Annotated in this window: 14 protein-coding genes; 10 read left to right on the forward strand and 4 right to left on the reverse strand. The window is 70.5% G+C overall.

What is annotated here, in order from left to right; translation table 11 throughout:
* Positions 1–76 precede the first annotated feature (76 nt).
* The 3 genes from AQJ46_RS26740 to AQJ46_RS26750 all read left to right on the forward strand — a co-directional run bounded on the left by AQJ46_RS26740 (position 77) and on the right by AQJ46_RS26750 (position 2,442).
* Complete coding sequence (locus tag AQJ46_RS26740; protein ID WP_059208055.1) at positions 77–1,435, forward strand: peptidase C39 family protein; 1,359 nt, start codon at positions 77–79, stop codon at positions 1,433–1,435.
* Between the two features lie 141 nt (positions 1,436–1,576).
* Positions 1,577–1,717, forward strand: a complete 141-nt coding sequence (locus AQJ46_RS26745) for an SCO1431 family membrane protein (protein WP_107117340.1) — start codon at positions 1,577–1,579, stop codon at positions 1,715–1,717.
* A 65-nt stretch (positions 1,718–1,782) separates the two neighbouring features.
* A complete protein-coding gene (locus AQJ46_RS26750; protein WP_079072432.1) occupies positions 1,783–2,442 on the forward strand; it encodes a TetR/AcrR family transcriptional regulator in 660 nt (219 codons plus the stop codon).
* Between the two features lie 56 nt (positions 2,443–2,498).
* On the opposite strand, the gene AQJ46_RS26755 is transcribed toward AQJ46_RS26750, so the two are convergent.
* Entirely contained in the window at positions 2,499–3,731 is a 1,233-nt protein-coding gene (locus AQJ46_RS26755; RefSeq protein WP_059207998.1) for a glycoside hydrolase family 18 protein, read from the reverse strand.
* A gap of 344 nt (positions 3,732–4,075) precedes the next feature.
* On the opposite strand from AQJ46_RS26755, the gene AQJ46_RS26760 reads away from it, so the two are divergent.
* The 3 genes from AQJ46_RS26760 to AQJ46_RS26770 all read left to right on the forward strand — a co-directional run bounded on the left by AQJ46_RS26760 (position 4,076) and on the right by AQJ46_RS26770 (position 7,823).
* Positions 4,076–5,248 carry an acyl-CoA dehydrogenase gene (locus AQJ46_RS26760; RefSeq protein WP_059207999.1) on the forward strand — a complete coding sequence of 391 codons (1,173 nt, stop codon included), beginning with the start codon at positions 4,076–4,078 and terminating at the stop codon, positions 5,246–5,248.
* 337 nt (positions 5,249–5,585) lie between these two features.
* Entirely contained in the window at positions 5,586–6,698 is a 1,113-nt protein-coding gene (locus AQJ46_RS26765) for a hypothetical protein (protein ID WP_059208000.1), read from the forward strand.
* Positions 6,699–6,728: 30 nt separating this feature from the next.
* The gene (locus AQJ46_RS26770; protein WP_059208001.1) at positions 6,729–7,823 is read left to right on the forward strand and encodes a phosphotransferase family protein; all 1,095 of its coding nucleotides are present in this window, start codon (positions 6,729–6,731) and stop codon (positions 7,821–7,823) included.
* Positions 7,824–7,833: 10 nt separating this feature from the next.
* Here the strand turns inward: AQJ46_RS26770 and AQJ46_RS26775 are convergent, their stop codons facing one another.
* Positions 7,834–8,268, reverse strand: a complete 435-nt coding sequence (locus tag AQJ46_RS26775) for a hypothetical protein (protein WP_059208002.1) — start codon at positions 8,266–8,268, stop codon at positions 7,834–7,836.
* A 269-nt stretch (positions 8,269–8,537) separates the two neighbouring features.
* Between AQJ46_RS26775 and AQJ46_RS26780 the strand changes: the two genes are divergently transcribed.
* From AQJ46_RS26780 to fxsA, 4 genes are all read left to right on the forward strand, one after another.
* Positions 8,538–8,978 carry an Lrp/AsnC family transcriptional regulator gene (locus AQJ46_RS26780; protein WP_004002750.1) on the forward strand — a complete coding sequence of 147 codons (441 nt, stop codon included), beginning with the start codon at positions 8,538–8,540 and terminating at the stop codon, positions 8,976–8,978.
* Between the two features lie 63 nt (positions 8,979–9,041).
* The gene (locus AQJ46_RS26785) at positions 9,042–10,637 is read left to right on the forward strand and encodes an amidohydrolase (RefSeq protein ID WP_059208003.1); all 1,596 of its coding nucleotides are present in this window, start codon (positions 9,042–9,044) and stop codon (positions 10,635–10,637) included.
* Between the two features lie 550 nt (positions 10,638–11,187).
* Positions 11,188–11,982 (forward strand): polyprenol monophosphomannose synthase, encoded by a 795-nt coding sequence (locus AQJ46_RS26790; RefSeq protein WP_057614107.1) that lies wholly within the window; start codon positions 11,188–11,190, stop codon positions 11,980–11,982.
* Positions 11,983–12,054: 72 nt separating this feature from the next.
* Positions 12,055–12,621: an FxsA family membrane protein gene (gene fxsA / locus AQJ46_RS26795; RefSeq protein WP_059208004.1), complete on the forward strand. Its 567-nt coding sequence runs from the start codon at positions 12,055–12,057 to the stop codon at positions 12,619–12,621.
* Between the two features lie 95 nt (positions 12,622–12,716).
* On the opposite strand, the gene AQJ46_RS26800 is transcribed toward fxsA, so the two are convergent.
* Positions 12,717–13,091, reverse strand: a complete 375-nt coding sequence (locus AQJ46_RS26800; RefSeq protein ID WP_003977404.1) for an RNA polymerase-binding protein RbpA — start codon at positions 13,089–13,091, stop codon at positions 12,717–12,719.
* 267 nt (positions 13,092–13,358) lie between these two features.
* A complete protein-coding gene (locus AQJ46_RS26805; RefSeq protein WP_059208005.1) occupies positions 13,359–14,714 on the reverse strand; it encodes an MFS transporter in 1,356 nt (451 codons plus the stop codon).
* Positions 14,715–14,761 lie beyond the last annotated feature (47 nt).

Below are 14,761 nucleotides of genomic sequence, written 5' to 3' on the forward strand. Positions count from 1 at the left end.
CCGCCTGATCCATAGTTGGCGCACAACCGTGCAGCAGACCCGCCCCGACTCGGACACCCTGGGGGTCTTTCCACCCATGAGCAGAGCCGAACAGCCGTCCCGCAGAACCGTTCTGGCCGTCGCGGTCGCCGCCGCGGTGACCGGCAGTGCGGGCCCCGCCGCCGCCGGCAGCGCGGCCGACGCGGCACCCGACGAGACTGCCGCCCGCCTGGTCGACAACCACGCCTGGACCACGTACAGCGACTGGCGCAGTGGCACCGCGAAAGGCGCCCGTGCCGTCGCCGGCAGCCGCCCCGGCGTCGTGATCGGCGCCCCCGCGGGCACCACCGAGTACACCGACCCGCACACCGGGACCACCGCCACCTGGGAGTACGCGACCTGGACCTCCCCGGTCCACGAGCTCGCCGTGCCCTCGACCGAGGTGATCGCCTCCTGGAGCGCCCGCACCCCGGCCGGCAGCTGGATCCAGATCGAGCTCCAGGGGACGTACTCCGACGGCACGGCCACCCCTTGGTACGTGATGGGGCGCTGGGCGGCCGGCGACGGGGACATCAAGCGCACCTCGGTCGACGACCAGACCGACGGCAAGAGCACGATCTGGACGGACACCTTCGCCATCGACGACCCGTCGACGGGGCTGCGCCTGTCGTCGTACCGGCTGCGGCTGACCCTGTACCGCAAGCCCGGCACGAAGACCACACCGACCGTCTGGCGGCTGGGCGCGATGGGCTCGGACGTCCCCGACCGCTTCACCGTCCCGGCCTCCGCACCGGGCCTCGCCCGCGAACTGATCGTCCCGCGCTACTCGCAGGAGATCCACGCGGGTCAGTACCCGGAGTACGACAACGGCGGCGAGGCCTGGTGCAGCCCCACCTCGTCGCAGATGATCGTCGAGTACTGGGGCGGCCGGCTCACCGAGCAACAGCTGGCCTGGGTCGACCCGTCGTACGCGGACCCGCAGGTCTGCCACGCGGCCCGGTACACCTACGACTACCAGTACGCGGGCTGCGGCAACTGGCCGTTCAACGCGGCCTACGCGAGCACCTTCAAGGACCTGCAGGGCGTGGTGACCCGGCTCGGTTCGCTCACCGAGCTGGAGACGCTGATCGCGGCCGGTATCCCGGCCATAACGTCCCAGTCGTTCCTCAAGGAGGAGCTCACCGGGGCGGGTTACGGCACCTCCGGCCATCTGATGACCGTCATCGGCTTCACCGCCGAGGGCGATGTGATCGCCAACGACCCCGCCTCGCCCAGTGACGCGGCGGTGCGGCGCGTCTACAAGCGGCGCGAGTGGGAGAACATCTGGCTGCGCACCAAGCGGTACAACGCCGGCGGCAAGGTCGTCTCCGGCACCGGAGGCGTCTGTTATCTGTACTTCCCCGCCCGTCCGACCGCGCGCCAGCGCAAGGCGCTCGCGGCGGTGGGCGTGCGCTGAGCTGCCCCGGTACGGCCCCCGGCATCTGCCGGGGGCCGTTCTGCTGTGACCAAGGTCTCGGCCGCAAATGCGACCGGGAGTGGCAAGGTGGACGAATCGGCGGGGGACTCCGACCAGTACACCCGAGATCAGCGAGACGCCATGACCGCACACTCAGCCACAGCCGCCCGCGCCCGTACCGGCGGCCCCAAGGACGACGGCCCGAAGGTCCTCGAACATGTCGCGGGCTGGACCCTTGTCGCGGTGATCGCGATGCTGGTCACGCAGCTCGGTCTGCTGTGACCTGATCCGTAGGTGACTGACATACTGCGGATGTCCCGCCGCCAGCCCGAGACCAGGGTCGAAATTTGAATATCAGTGATCAGCGTGAAGCCCGGCCGCAGGCGCGCGGCACCGAGCGCTCGGTGGCTCGCCGCGCCGAACTCATCGCCATCGGGCGCAAGTTGTTCGCGGACACGTCCTACGACGCGCTCTCCATGGATGACATCGCCCGCCAGGCGCATGTCGCCAAGGGGCTGATCTACTACTACTTCCAGTCCAAGCGGGGCTACTACCTGGCGATCATCCAGGACTCCGTGGCCGACCTGGTCACCTACGCGGCGAGCGGCCTCGAAATGGGGCAGGTGGACCGCGTCCAGCGCACTCTGGACAGTTATCTGCGCTACGCCGAGCACAACCAGGCGGCCTACCGCACCGTCGTCAGCGGCGGTGTCGGTTTCGACACCGAGGTGCACGCCATCCGGGACGGGGTGCGCGACGCGATCGTCGCGACCATCGCCGACGGGGCGTACGGCCGTACCGACATCTCCCCGCTGGCCCGCATGGGTCTGCTCGCCTGGGTGTGCAGCGTCGAGGGCGCCACCCTCGACTGGATCGACGGTCCGCCCCAGCTCTCCCGCGACACCATGCGCGACCTTTTGGTGAAGACGCTCGGCGCCTCGATGCGTGCCATCGAGGAGATGGATCCGACCCACCCGGCTCCGGCACCGGCCCGCCGGGACGGCTGACGACCGGTTGGGGCGGAGGCTCGTGGTCCCCCGCCCCAAGTCCTGCTCAAGTCCGGCTAGTTGATCGCCCTGATCAGCTCTCCGCCCGAGGTGTCCCCGCTCAGCTCCCAGAAGAACGTGCCGCCCAGGCCCTGCTGGTTCTTGTACGTCATCTTCGTCGCGATGGTCGCGGGGGTGTCGTAACTCCACCAGTTGTTCCCGCACTTGGCGTACGCCGTGCCGCCCACCGTTCCCGTCGCCGGGCACGTGGACTTCAGCACCTTGTAGTCGTCGATGCCCTGTTCGTAGGTGCCCGCCGCCGGGCCGGTCGCGGTGCCGCCCGGCGCCGACTGGGTCACGCCGGTCCACCCGCGGCCGTAGAAGCCGATGCCGAGCAGCAGCTTCGAGGCCGGGATGCCGAGCCCCTTGAGCTTGGCGATGGTGGCCGAGGTGTAGTAACCCGCCCGCGGGATGCCGGAGTAGGAGTTCAGCGGGGAGTGCGGGGCGGTCGGTCCGGACGCGTCCCAGGCACCGAAGTAGTCGTACGTCATCGGGTTGTACCAGTTGACGTACTGTGCCGCGCCCGCGTAGTTCGCCGCGTCGATCTTGCCGCCGGCCGTGGCGTCCGCGGTGATCGCGGCGGTGACCAGCGACCCGCTCCCGAACTTCGCACGCAGCGCCGCCATCAGGTTCTTGAACGCCTCCCTGCCGCTGGTGTCACAGGTGTTGCCGCAGGCGTTGGGGTACTCCCAGTCGATGTCGATGCCGTCGAAGACGTCGGCCCACTTGGAGTTCTCGACCAGGTCGTAGCAGGACTGCGCGAACGCGGCCGGGTTGCGGGCGGCCTCGCCGAAGCCGCTCGACCAGGTCCAGCCGCCGAAGGACCAGAGGACCTTGAGGCCCGGGTGCTTCTTCTTCAACTCGCGCAACTGGTTGAAGTTGCCCCGCAGCGGCTGGTCCCAGGTGTCGGCCACGCCGTCGACGGACTCGGCCGCGGTGTACGTCCGGTCGGTCGCCGCGTAGGCGTCGCCCATCGCGCACTTGCCTGCGGTGACGTTGCCGAAGGCGTAGTTGATGTGGGTCAGCTTCGCCGCCGAGCCGGAGGTCTCGATGTTCTTGACGAAGTACTTCCGGTCGTAGGTGCCCCATTCGGTGAAGTAGCCGACGACCTTGGAGCCGGCGGCCTTCGGGCTTGCCTGGGGTGCGGCGGCGGTGGCGCTGCTCGCGCCCGCCAGCAGGCCCGCGCCGAGGACCGCGCAACACGCGGCGGAGATCAGCGCCCGGAAACGGGCGCGGTGGGGGAAGTGCATCGGTGTCTCCTCGTGGGGGAGAGGGGAACGCCAGCCGATTGGCATGAACGCGGAAAAGCGTTGGCCGGAACAGTAGGAGGACTAGACCACCGCGTCAATGGTTCGGACCAATCCGGGGCCGTTTTCTGGCCGCCTGTCAGCGCCCTGGGCTATCTTGAAGTAAGCGGTCGTTAACCAGTGACCGGGTGTCTCCGATCGGGCATACTCACAGGACGCAGCCGCTGGTCAGCAGCTTCCGTGACCCGGGAGACGCGAGCAGCGACCGGCGTCCAGTGATACCGGCGGAGCCGTCCCACCCCACGGCGTGCGTCCGTCAGCGCCCTAACAGGGAGGAGAGCGTCGCCATGCCCGACCGCGCCCCGCAGCCGGTGGACCGGCAATTGCCCACGGACGAGGCCCGGGATCTGATCTCGCTCGTCCGCGACATCGCGCAGCACGAGATCGCCCCGAAGGCGGCCGAGGAGGAAGGCGCCGGGCACTTCCCGCGCGAGGTCTTCACCCTGCTCTCCCGGACCGGCCTGCTCGGTCTGCCGTACGCCTGCGAACACGGCGGCGCCGACCAGCCGTACGAGGTCTACCTCCAGGTCCTCGAAGAACTCGCCGCCGCCCGCCTCACCGTCGGCCTCGGTGTCAGCGTGCACACCCTCTCCTCCTACGCGCTCGCCACCTACGGCACCAAGGAACAGCGGGTCGAGCACCTGCCCGCGATGCTCGGCGGCGGACTGCTCGGCGCCTACTGCCTCTCCGAGCCCTCGTCCGGTTCGGACGCGGCCTCGCTGCGCACCAGGGCGGTCCGGGACGGCGAAGACTGGGTGATCACCGGCACCAAGGCCTGGATCACGCACGGCGGCGTCGCCGACTTCTACACGGTCATGGCGCGCACCGGTGAGGAGGGGCCGCGCGGGATCACCGCGTTCCTGGTGCCGGCCGACGCGGAGGGTGTGAGCGCCGCGGCGCCGGAGAAGAAGATGGGCATGAAGGGCTCGCCCACCGCCCAGGTCCACTTCGACGGTGTGCGGGTCCCGGACTCCCGGCGCATCGGCGACGAGGGGCAGGGCTTCGCGATCGCCTTGTCCGCGCTCGACTCGGGGCGGCTCGGCATCGCGGCCTGCGCGATCGGCGTGGCTCAGGCGGCCCTCGACGAGGCGGTGGGCTATGCCACCGGGCGGCAGCAGTTCGGGCGGCCCATCGCCGACTTCCAGGGGCTGCGCTTCATGCTCGCCGACATGGCGACCCAGATCGAGGCGGGCCGGGCCCTGTACCTCGCGGCGGCGCGGCTGCGCGACGCCGGACGGCCCTTCGCCAAGCAGGCGGCCATGGCCAAACTGCACTGCACCGACACCGCGATGAAGGTCACCGTCGACGCCGTCCAGGTGCTCGGCGGCTATGGCTACACCGCGGACTTCCCGGCCGAGCGGTACATGCGCGAGGCCAAGGTCCTGCAGATCGTCGAGGGCACCAACCAGATCCAGCGGATGGTCATCGCCCGTCACCTGGCAGGTCCGGAGACCCGCTGAACTGACCCGGTCTGACCTGCGGCGCCGCGAGCCGGACCCACTCCGGGTCGTGGCGTCCCGGAAGGGTCCGGCCTCGGTTGGCCCAGGTGCGCATCAGGTCACGGTAGATGGGCGGGTCCTGGGGCGGCGGCGGGGCCGGACGGAAGGCGGACGGAGCCGACGGAACCGATTCTGCGACCGGTGCATACGTACGGGTCATACCGGGGCAACGCGGAAGCCGGTGGCCGGGTCACCGCTCCCCGCAATCGAGAGTGAGTTCGCGGACGTCCGGCCGGACATCTGGCCAGTCACAGCGGTCTGACATACCGTCAGCCAACTGCCGACAGGGAGGTTGGCCATGACCGACGACCGCCCCGTACCGCTCGACGAGTACCCCGTGCACCAGGTGCCCCTGTCCATGAAGTACGTCGCGACGGGGGACCGCAACGCCTACGACCGCTGCATCTTCCATGTCCTCGACCACGAGGGACGCGCCCTGCTGATCCTCGGGCTCGGTGTGTACCCCAACCTCGGGGTGATCGACGCCTACGCGACCCTGCGCCTCGGCGACACCCTGCACGCGGTGCGCGCCTCGGACGCCCTGCGGGACGACTCACGGACGAACCTCGGCGTCGGCCCGCTGCGCATCCTCGTCGAACGCCCCCTGCGCGACTTCGTGCTGAGCTGCGCGGCGGCTCCCGACGACCCGGACGGACTGTCGTACGAGATCACCTGGAGCGCCGACTTCCCGGCCCTCTGGGAACCGCACCACCTCCAGCGCCGGGGCGGCCGGCTCACCCTGGAGGGAAGGCGTTTCGCGCAGGCCGGTCACTGCGACGGCTGGATCCGGGTGGGCGGGCGCGAGCTGCGCGTGCGGGGCTGGACCGGGACCCGGGACCGCAGCTGGGGTGTGCGGCCGGTGCCGGGGGAGGAGGGCGGTCGGCTCGCCGAGGAGCATCCGACCGCGGGCTTTCACTGGATCTGGTGTCCGGTCCGCTTCGAGGACCGCTTCCTCATGGTCATCGTCCAGGAGGACGCCGACGGCCACCGCTCGCTCAACGACGCGACACTGGTCCGCCCGGGCCACCGCGATCGCCAACTCGGCTGGCCCCAGCCCGAGATCACCTACCGCCCCGGCACCCGCCACCCGGAACGCGCCCTAGTCCACCTCGGTGACATCCGCAAGCCCATGGAACTGGAGGTGGAGGTCCTCACCTCCTCACCGCTGGCGCTCGGCGCCGGCTACCCGCCTGCCGACGACTGGCAGCACGGCACCTGGCAGGGCCGCGACTGGACCGACCGCCGCACCTACGACCTCGCCGAGCCACACCCGCCGGCCGCGTTCGGCGTCACCGACCACGCGGCCCGTTTCCGGCTGGACGGCCGGATCGGCCACGGCATCTTCGAGCACGGATCATTCGGACGGCACGACCCGAGCGGCTTCACCGGCTTCGACTCGGTGGCTCCGTGAGGCAGTCCCGGAGACAAGGGAGTTGACGACGTGGCCACGGCACCCCGCCCCCGCACCACCACCCGCGACCCGGAGGAGCTGGCCCACCGCCTCACCGCCTGGCTCGGCACCCGCGTGCCCGGCGCGAAGGCCGTCGGTGTGACGGTCCCCGCCTCGAACGGCTTGTCCAGCGAAACCCTGCTCTTCGACATCGAGCACCCCGAACCGCCCCTGCGTTCCTGCGCGTTGAGGCTCGCAGCGGATCCGTCGGCGTACACGGTCTTCCCGGTCTACGACATGGTCCGCCAGTACCGCACGATGGAAGTGGTGGGCCGTTTCTCGGACCTCCCCGTCCCGAAGGCGCAGTGGCTGGAGGAGGACCCGGGCCCGCTCGGCGCACCCTTCTTCGTCATGGAACGCGTGCGGGGGCGCGTACCGCCGGATGTCATGCCCTACACCTACGAGGGAAACTGGCTGCACTCCGCCGGCGACACTGAGCGCGAGCACCTCGAGGCCGCCACCGTCGGGCTGTTGGCACGCCTTCACGACCAAGTCCCCGCGCGAGAAGCGGCGTTCCTGGAACTGCCCGGCGAAGGCGACGCGCTGCGCCGCCATGTCACCGCCCAACGCGCGTACTACGACTGGGTGGTGGACGGACTAGCCCGCTCACCCCTCATCGAAGAGGCCTTCGACCGGCTGGAGCAGCTGTGGCCGCCCGACCCGGGCCCACCCGTCCTCAACTGGGGCGACGCACGCATCGGAAACGTGATCTACGACGGCTTCGACCCGGTCGCCGTCCTGGACTGGGAGATGGCGGCCCTGGCCCCGCGCGAGGTCGACCTCGGCTGGACCGTCTATCTGCACCGCTTCTTCCAGGACCTGACGGTCGCCTTCGGCCAGCGCGGACTGCCCGACTTCCTGCGCCGCGACCGGGTGGAGGCCCGCTATGCCCGGCTCACCGGCCACACACCGCGCGACATGGACTTCTTCACGCTGTACGCCGCGCTGCGGCACGCGATCGTCATGCTGCGCATTGCTTATCGCCAGGCGTTCTTCGGCGAGGTGGACGTCCCGGCGGACCCGGACACACTGATCCTGCACCACGGCAGCCTGCGCGCCATGGTGCAGGGCAGCTACTGGGACTGAGCGAGAGGGCTCAGGCGGCCTGACGGCGCATCACCGGCACCCGCATGGGGCGCGAACCCGGGCCACCGACGTGCGAGAACGGCTGGGTCCGCCAGTCGAGTCCCTGAGGGAGCGTCAACAGGAGGGCGGTGTGCTGCTCCTGGGGCTCCGCCGACTCGTCCGCCGACCGGGCCTCGGAGGCCTTGCGGCCCGTACCGGCGCAGACGGTGAGGCCGAAGGGGTTCCACGGCGAGGCGCACAGCGCGTGCTCCGGCAGCACCTCCTCGTCCGCCAGCAGGGCGATGGGCTGTGCGCAGTCCGGGCAGATCACCCGGTACATCTCGAAGGTGTCGTACGCGTCGAAGTCGTCGTCGAGAGCGTCGTGTTCGACGCCCTCCGGCTCGGACTCGACAACCGCCTGGAGGCGCTTGGGCGCGGTACGACCAGGACGCTGAAGACTCTGCATTGGGTTCTCCCCCTCGGACTGGGCCGTGAAGGCGCTGCGGCCTCGACCACAGCAAGCACTTCCCGTCCCGTCATCGCGGTAATCACGAGAACATCACGGAGGCCGTTCGGTGGGTGTGGCCTTCGTCACATGCCGCTCGCAGATGCCTGTGGCGGTCGCTTTGTCCCCTCAGGCGGCTCACAGGCGCCTCTCGGTCACATCACGAACCGGGCATGACCTGGGGCGCTCAGCTATCCGAGGAGATCAGGCGCACTGTAGGTTCTTGCGCCATGGAGGAGCTGGACCGACAAATCGTGCAGCTGCTCGTCAAGGACGGGCGGATGAGTTACACGGACCTGGGCAAGGCCACGGGCCTGTCCACCTCGGCCGTGCACCAGCGGGTGCGACGGCTGGAGCAGCGTGGTGTCATCCGCGGGTACGCCGCGGTGGTCGACCCCGAGGCGGTGGGCCTGCCCATGACCGCCTTCATCTCGGTGAAACCGTTCGACCCCAGCGCCCCCGACGACATCGCGGACCGCCTTGCCGGTGTCCCCGAGATCGAGGCGTGTCACAGCGTGGCGGGCGACGAGAACTACATCCTGAAGGTTCGCGTGGCGACCCCGCACGAACTGGAGGAGCTGCTGGCGAGGCTCAGGAGCCTGGCGGGGGTCTCGACGCGTACGACGGTGGTCCTGTCGACCCCGTACGAGGCAAGGCCACCGCGCATCTGAACGAAGGGGGGACCGCGTCCACCCGCGCTCCGACGGCGTGCGGCCCCCTGCGAAACTGTCCCCATGAGCGAACCGAAGACCGTCCTCCTCCGCCGCGGCGAGGTCCACAGCCCCGCCGACCCGTTCGCGACAGCGATGGTCGTGGAGCGAGGGCAGGTCGCCTGGGTCGGTTCGGAAGGGGCCGCCGACGCCTTCGCGGACGGCGTCGACGAGATCGTCGACCTGGACGGCGCCCTGGTCACCCCCGCGTTCACCGACGCCCACGTCCACACCACCGCCACGGGCCTCGCCCTGACCGGCCTCGACCTCACCGGCGCCTCCTCCCTGGACGCGGCCCTGACGCTCGTACGGGACTTCGCGGCCGCCCGCCCGAACGACCGCGTCCTGCTCGGTCACGGCTGGGACGCCGCCCGCTGGCCCGGCGGACGCCCGCCCACGCGCGCGGAGCTCGACGAGGCGACAGGTGGCCGCCCGCTGTATCTGAGCCGCATCGACGTCCATTCGGCGGTCGTGACGACGGCACTCCTCGACATGACGTCCCTGGGGCTCCTGGACGGCCCTCTCACGGCCGACGCCCACCATGCCGTGCGCGCCACGGCACTCGGCTCCGTCACGTCCGCCCAGCGCACCGAGGCGCAGCGCGCCGCCCTCGCCCACGCCGCCTCCCTGGGCATCGGCACGCTTCACGAATGCGCAGGCCCCGAGATCTCCTCCGAGGACGACTTCACCGGGCTGCTGAGGCTCGCGAGCCAGGAGCCGGTCCCGAGGGTGGTCGGCTACTGGGCCGAGTGGGCCGATGAAGGCGTTGCCAAGGCGCGGCAGCTCGGTGCGCTGGGCGCCGCCGGAGACCTTTTCGTCGACGGCGCCCTCGGTTCCCACACGGCGTGCCTGCACGAGCCTTATGCCGACGCCGACCACACCGGGATCGCCTACCTGGACGCCGCCGCTGTGGCCGACCATGTCACCGCCTGCACCGAGGCGGGCCTGCAGGCAGGCTTCCACGCGATCGGCGACGCGGCGGTGGGCGCCGTGGTCGATGGCGTCCGCGCCGCCGCGGAGAAGCTCGGACTCGCCCGCGTCCGTGCCGCCCGGCACCGCGTCGAGCATGTCGAGATGCTCACCCCCGAGGCCGTCGCCGCCTTCGCCGAGCTCGGTCTGACCGCGTCCGTCCAGCCCGCCTTCGACGCCCTGTGGGGCGGCGAGGACGGCATGTACGCCCGGCGCCTGGGCCGGGAGCGGGCGAGCCGTCTGAACCCCTTCGCGGCCCTCCTGCGCGCCGGCGTCCCGCTTGCCTTCGGCTCCGACAGCCCCGTCACCCCGCTCGACCCGTGGGGCACGCTCCGCGCGGCCGCCTTCCACCGCACCCCCGGGCACCGCGTCTCCGTACGCGCCGCCTTCACCGCGCACACCCGCGGCGGCTGGCGGGCGATCGGCCGGGACGACGCGGGAGTCCTGGTGCCCGGCGCCCCCGCGGACTACGCGGTGTGGCGCACCGAGGAACTGGTCGTGCAGGCCCCCGACGACCGGGTCGCCCGCTGGTCCACCGACCCCCGCTCCGGCACCCCCGGTCTGCCCGACCTGACGCCGGGCCGTGACCTGCCCGTCTGCCTGCGGACCGTGGTCGGCGGACGGACGGTCTTCGTACGGCCGGGCGAGTGATCTCCGGGGGTGGCGCGGCACGGATCGCCCTCCGCCGCGCTGTCGCGCGACCTGCGCATCCTCCGCTCTGACCAGGGCTTTGGCGACAGACGTGCAGGTCAAACGACTGTTGACAGCCGACGGCAGGGGGCCGGTAGGTTCGGCCGGGTCCACCACCGGACGCCCGACCGGGGAATCTCCGCCCAGTCGTCGCAGCGCCGCTGGGTCAGGGACGGTGTGCCGCACCGGAACACCGCCACTGGGAGCCAGGCCCAGCGCTCGCGCCACGACGAGGGACGTTCCGTCCGGCCGGGGAGGTGTGACCCGGGTGGGGCCCGGGCGCTCAGTAGACAACGGCTTTCGGTCGACCCGCAGCCAGCGGGCCCCAGGTCGGCCCGAAGGGCGCCGGGCCCCCATCCGCAGCAAGGGCGGCGACTCCGCCATGATGGCCGAAACTATGAGTCTTACCCCACTCTTGAGAAAACGACACCAGCATACGAACGCCTTGTCACGTCATCGCAGGCCGTGCGCACTATGGTGGACGCCTGCGCAATGACTCGAAGGGGCAGCAGTGAACGACGGCGACGGGACCCACACGGGCCAGGAGAGGCGATTCGGCCCGCTCGGCACGGCGTTGGTGATCATTCCGACCTACAACGAGGCGGAGAACATCAAGGCCATCGTCGGCCGGGTACGCAAGGCCGTCCCGGAGGCGCACGTCCTCGTGGCCGACGACAACAGCCCCGACGGCACCGGCAAGCTCGCCGACGAACTGGCCGTCGAGGACGACCACGTCCAGGTGCTGCACCGCAAGGGCAAGGAGGGCCTCGGCGCGGCCTACCTCGCGGGCTTCCACTGGGGCCTGGAGCACGGCTACGGCGTCCTGGTCGAGATGGACGCCGACGGCTCCCACCAGCCCGAGGAACTGCCCCGCCTGCTGACCGCCCTCAAGAACGCCGACCTGGTCCTCGGCTCCCGCTGGGTGCCCGGCGGCCGGGTCGTGAACTGGCCCAAGTCCCGCGAGTTCATCTCCCGCGGCGGCAGCCTCTACTCACGCGTGGCCCTCGACCTTCCGCTCCGTGACATCACCGGTGGCTACCGCGCCTTCCGCCGGGAGACCCTCGAAGGCCTCGGTCTCGACGACGTCGCCTCCCAGGGCTACTGCTTCCAGGTCGACCTCGCCCGCCGCGCGGTCAAGGCCGGTTACCACGTCGTCGAGGTGCCGATCACCTTCGTGGAGCGTGAACTCGGTGACTCCAAGATGAGTCGCGACATCCTCGTGGAGGCCCTGTGGCGGGTCACCACCTGGGGTGTGGGGGAGCGGGTCGGGAGGATCACAGCACGGGGAAAGCGCGCACAGCCGTAGTCCTGCCGCCTCACAGCCGCGGCTGATCGTCCCCTTATCCCGTGCTGAGCCGCACCCAGGCACACTGGACGTATGACGACAGGCGCTCCGACTCCCACGTACCCCGCCCGGCCCCGCCGCTCCCGTATGCGCACGTTCCTGCCGCTGGGCCTGGCCGCCTGGCTGGTGCTGGAGATCTGGCTGCTGACCGTGGTCGCGGGCGCGGCGAGCGGTTTCGCGGTGTTCTTGCTGCTGGTCGCGGGCTTCGTGCTCGGCTCGGTGGTCATCAAGCGGGCCGGCCGCCGCGCCTTCCAGAACCTGAACGAGGCGCTCCAGCGGGGCGGCGCCCCCTCGAGCTCCGGCAGCAGTGGCAACGGCCTGATGATGCTGGGCGGCCTGCTTCTGATGATCCCGGGCCTGATCTCGGATGCCGTGGGCCTGCTCCTGCTGATCCCGCCGGTCCAGAAGGCCATCGGCCGGTACGCCGAGCGCACCTTCGACCGCAAGCTGCGCGAGGCCGTTCCGGGCACCCTGGGTGATGCCTTCCAGCAGGCCCGGATGCAGCGCCCCGACGGCAAGGTGGTCCAGGGCGAGGTCATCGTCCGGGACGAGCCGGGCGACGACACCCCGCATGAGCCACGACCGCCGCTCACGCGCTGAGGCGGCCGCGGGCACCCGCGGGCAGCACAAACCGCGGGCGCGGTACGTGAATCACGTACCGCGCCCGCGGTTACTTGTATGCGCTGTGTTCCCGCTCAGGCCGACTTGCGGCTGTCCCGGGGATGAACAGCGATGTTCATCGCGCCGGAACGCAAAACCGCCAGACGCTCCTCGAGGACCTCTTCGAGTTCCTCTCGGGTGCGTCGCTCCATCAGCATGTCCCAATGCGTACGCGCGGGCTTGGCCTTCTTCTCTTCAGGGCCGTCGCCGTCCACGAGGAGTGCCTGGGCCCCGCAGACCTTGCACTCCCACTCCGGCGGGATCTCCGCCTCGACCGAGAAGGGCATCTCGAAGCGATGTCCCTTCTCGCATGCGTACTCCACGGCCTGGCGCGGGGCCAGGTCGATGCCGCGGTCCGTCTCGTAGCTGGTCACCACGAGGCGCGTGCCGCGAAGAGCTCGCTCACTCATGAATCGTGCCTCCCGGGCTTGTCGCCCACAGGACAGGTGTCGCTGTCGTCGTCATCCGGTCAACGTCCGGTCGGCGGTAAAGATTCCCGTTCCGGGTCCCGTCCCGGGCAATGCATCGCCGTCGTAGCCGCCCCTTGTTGTACCCACCAGTGCCCGGTTTGTCACATCTGCAAGCAGATGTCACCCAGCGTTTCGGCATCTTTGACGCGCAGTAACGGTACGCCTGGCAGGCCAAACGCGTACACTACAGCGCTTTGGTGTTGAACGCTAAATCCTTTCGGGTACGGGATTGCCCGCGTCGCTGATCGCCCGCCGCACCGGAACCCGTGCGAGCAGGGCGAATCCGATGACGAAGAAGGCCACCAGCGAGATGATCGCGTCCCGATAACTTCCGGTTACCTGGTAGGTGATCCCGAACAGGAGGGGGCCCAGCCAGCTCATGCCGCGGTCGCTCATCTCGTACGCCGAGAAGTATTCGGCCTCCTTGCCGGGCGGGACGAGATGGGAGAACAGGGAGCGGGACAGGGCCTGGCTGCCGCCGAGGACGAGTCCGATGCCGGACGCCAGGACGAAGAACCACACAGGCGCGCCGGCGGGCAGGAAGTAACCCGCGCCCAGGACCACCGCCCAGGCGACCAGGGATCCGAGGATCGTGCGCTTGGCCCCGTACACCCGAGCGATCCGGCCGAGCGCGAGCGCCCCCGCCACCGCGAGCACCTGGACCAGGAGCACGGCCGCGATGAGCGTCGACTGCCCGAGACCCAGCTCTTCCGAGCCGTAGATCGACGCCTGGGAGATCACGGTCTGGATGCCGTCGTTGTAGACGAGGTACGCGAGCAGGAAGGCGAGGGTGAGCGGGTGGCGGCGCATGCCGCGGACGGTGGCCGCGAGCTGCCGGAAACCGGGTGCCGTCGCTTCCGTCGGTCCTTCTTCCAGGGAGTGGCGATCCCGCAGCCGGCGTAGCGGAATCAATGCGAAGGCGCCCCACCACAGTCCGGCCGATGCCAGGCAGATGCGGACCGCGGCGCTCTCGGAGAGGCCGAAGGAGTCGTGGCCCGTGTAGAGAACGAGGTTCGCGACCAGGACCAGGGCGCCCGCCGCATAGCCGAAGGCCCAGCCCTTGGAGGAGACGGCGTCGCGTTCCTCGGGCGGGGCGATCTGCGGGAGGTAGGAGTTGTAGAGCATGGTGCCGACAGCCGCTGCGGCGTTCGCGACGACCAGCAGGACGCCGCCGAGGAGATACCGGTCGCCGCCGAGGAAGAACATGCCGGTCGTCGCGGCGGCCCCGGTGTAGGCGGCGGCCGCCAAAAGCGGCTTCTTACGGCCGCTGCGGTCGGCGGCGGCCCCCACCAGAGGCATCACCAGCACGGCCACGATCACCGACAGGGACACCGAGTAGGCGAAGAAGGAACCGGCCCGCACCGGGACGCCCAGCGGATGGACGTAGCCGTCCGCGTCCGCCGCGTCCTTGGCGACCGACGTCAGATAGGGGCCGAGGAACACGGTGAGCACGCTCGTCGAGTAGACGGAGCACGCCCAGTCGTAGAAGTACCAGCCGCGCTGCTCGCGCCGCCGGTCGGCGGCCTCGTCCGCCGAGCCCGCCCGCACGGTGTCGGTGCCCACCCGTGCCCTCGCTTCCCCGTGAAGGTGCCGTGCGCGGCCCGGGGACG

The sequence above is a fragment of the Streptomyces canus genome, assembly GCF_001514145.1.
Taxonomy (GTDB): Bacteria; Actinomycetota; Actinomycetes; order Streptomycetales; family Streptomycetaceae; genus Streptomyces; species Streptomyces canus.

Coding starts and splice junctions, on each gene's coding strand:
- AQJ46_RS26785 (WP_059208003.1), top strand. CDS start 9,042: ATGAGCGAACCGAAGACCGTCCTCCTCCGCCGCGGCGAGGTCCACAGC.
- AQJ46_RS26780 (WP_004002750.1), top strand. CDS start 8,538: ATGGAGGAGCTGGACCGACAAATCGTGCAGCTGCTCGTCAAGGACGGG.
- fxsA (WP_059208004.1), top strand. CDS start 12,055: ATGACGACAGGCGCTCCGACTCCCACGTACCCCGCCCGGCCCCGCCGC.
- AQJ46_RS26740 (WP_059208055.1), top strand. CDS start 77: ATGAGCAGAGCCGAACAGCCGTCCCGCAGAACCGTTCTGGCCGTCGCG.
- AQJ46_RS26760 (WP_059207999.1), top strand. CDS start 4,076: ATGCCCGACCGCGCCCCGCAGCCGGTGGACCGGCAATTGCCCACGGAC.
- AQJ46_RS26755 (WP_059207998.1), bottom strand. CDS start 3,731: ATGCACTTCCCCCACCGCGCCCGTTTCCGGGCGCTGATCTCCGCCGCG.
- AQJ46_RS26765 (WP_059208000.1), top strand. CDS start 5,586: ATGACCGACGACCGCCCCGTACCGCTCGACGAGTACCCCGTGCACCAG.
- AQJ46_RS26745 (WP_107117340.1), top strand. CDS start 1,577: ATGACCGCACACTCAGCCACAGCCGCCCGCGCCCGTACCGGCGGCCCC.
- AQJ46_RS26800 (WP_003977404.1), bottom strand. CDS start 13,091: ATGAGTGAGCGAGCTCTTCGCGGCACGCGCCTCGTGGTGACCAGCTAC.
- AQJ46_RS26775 (WP_059208002.1), bottom strand. CDS start 8,268: ATGCAGAGTCTTCAGCGTCCTGGTCGTACCGCGCCCAAGCGCCTCCAG.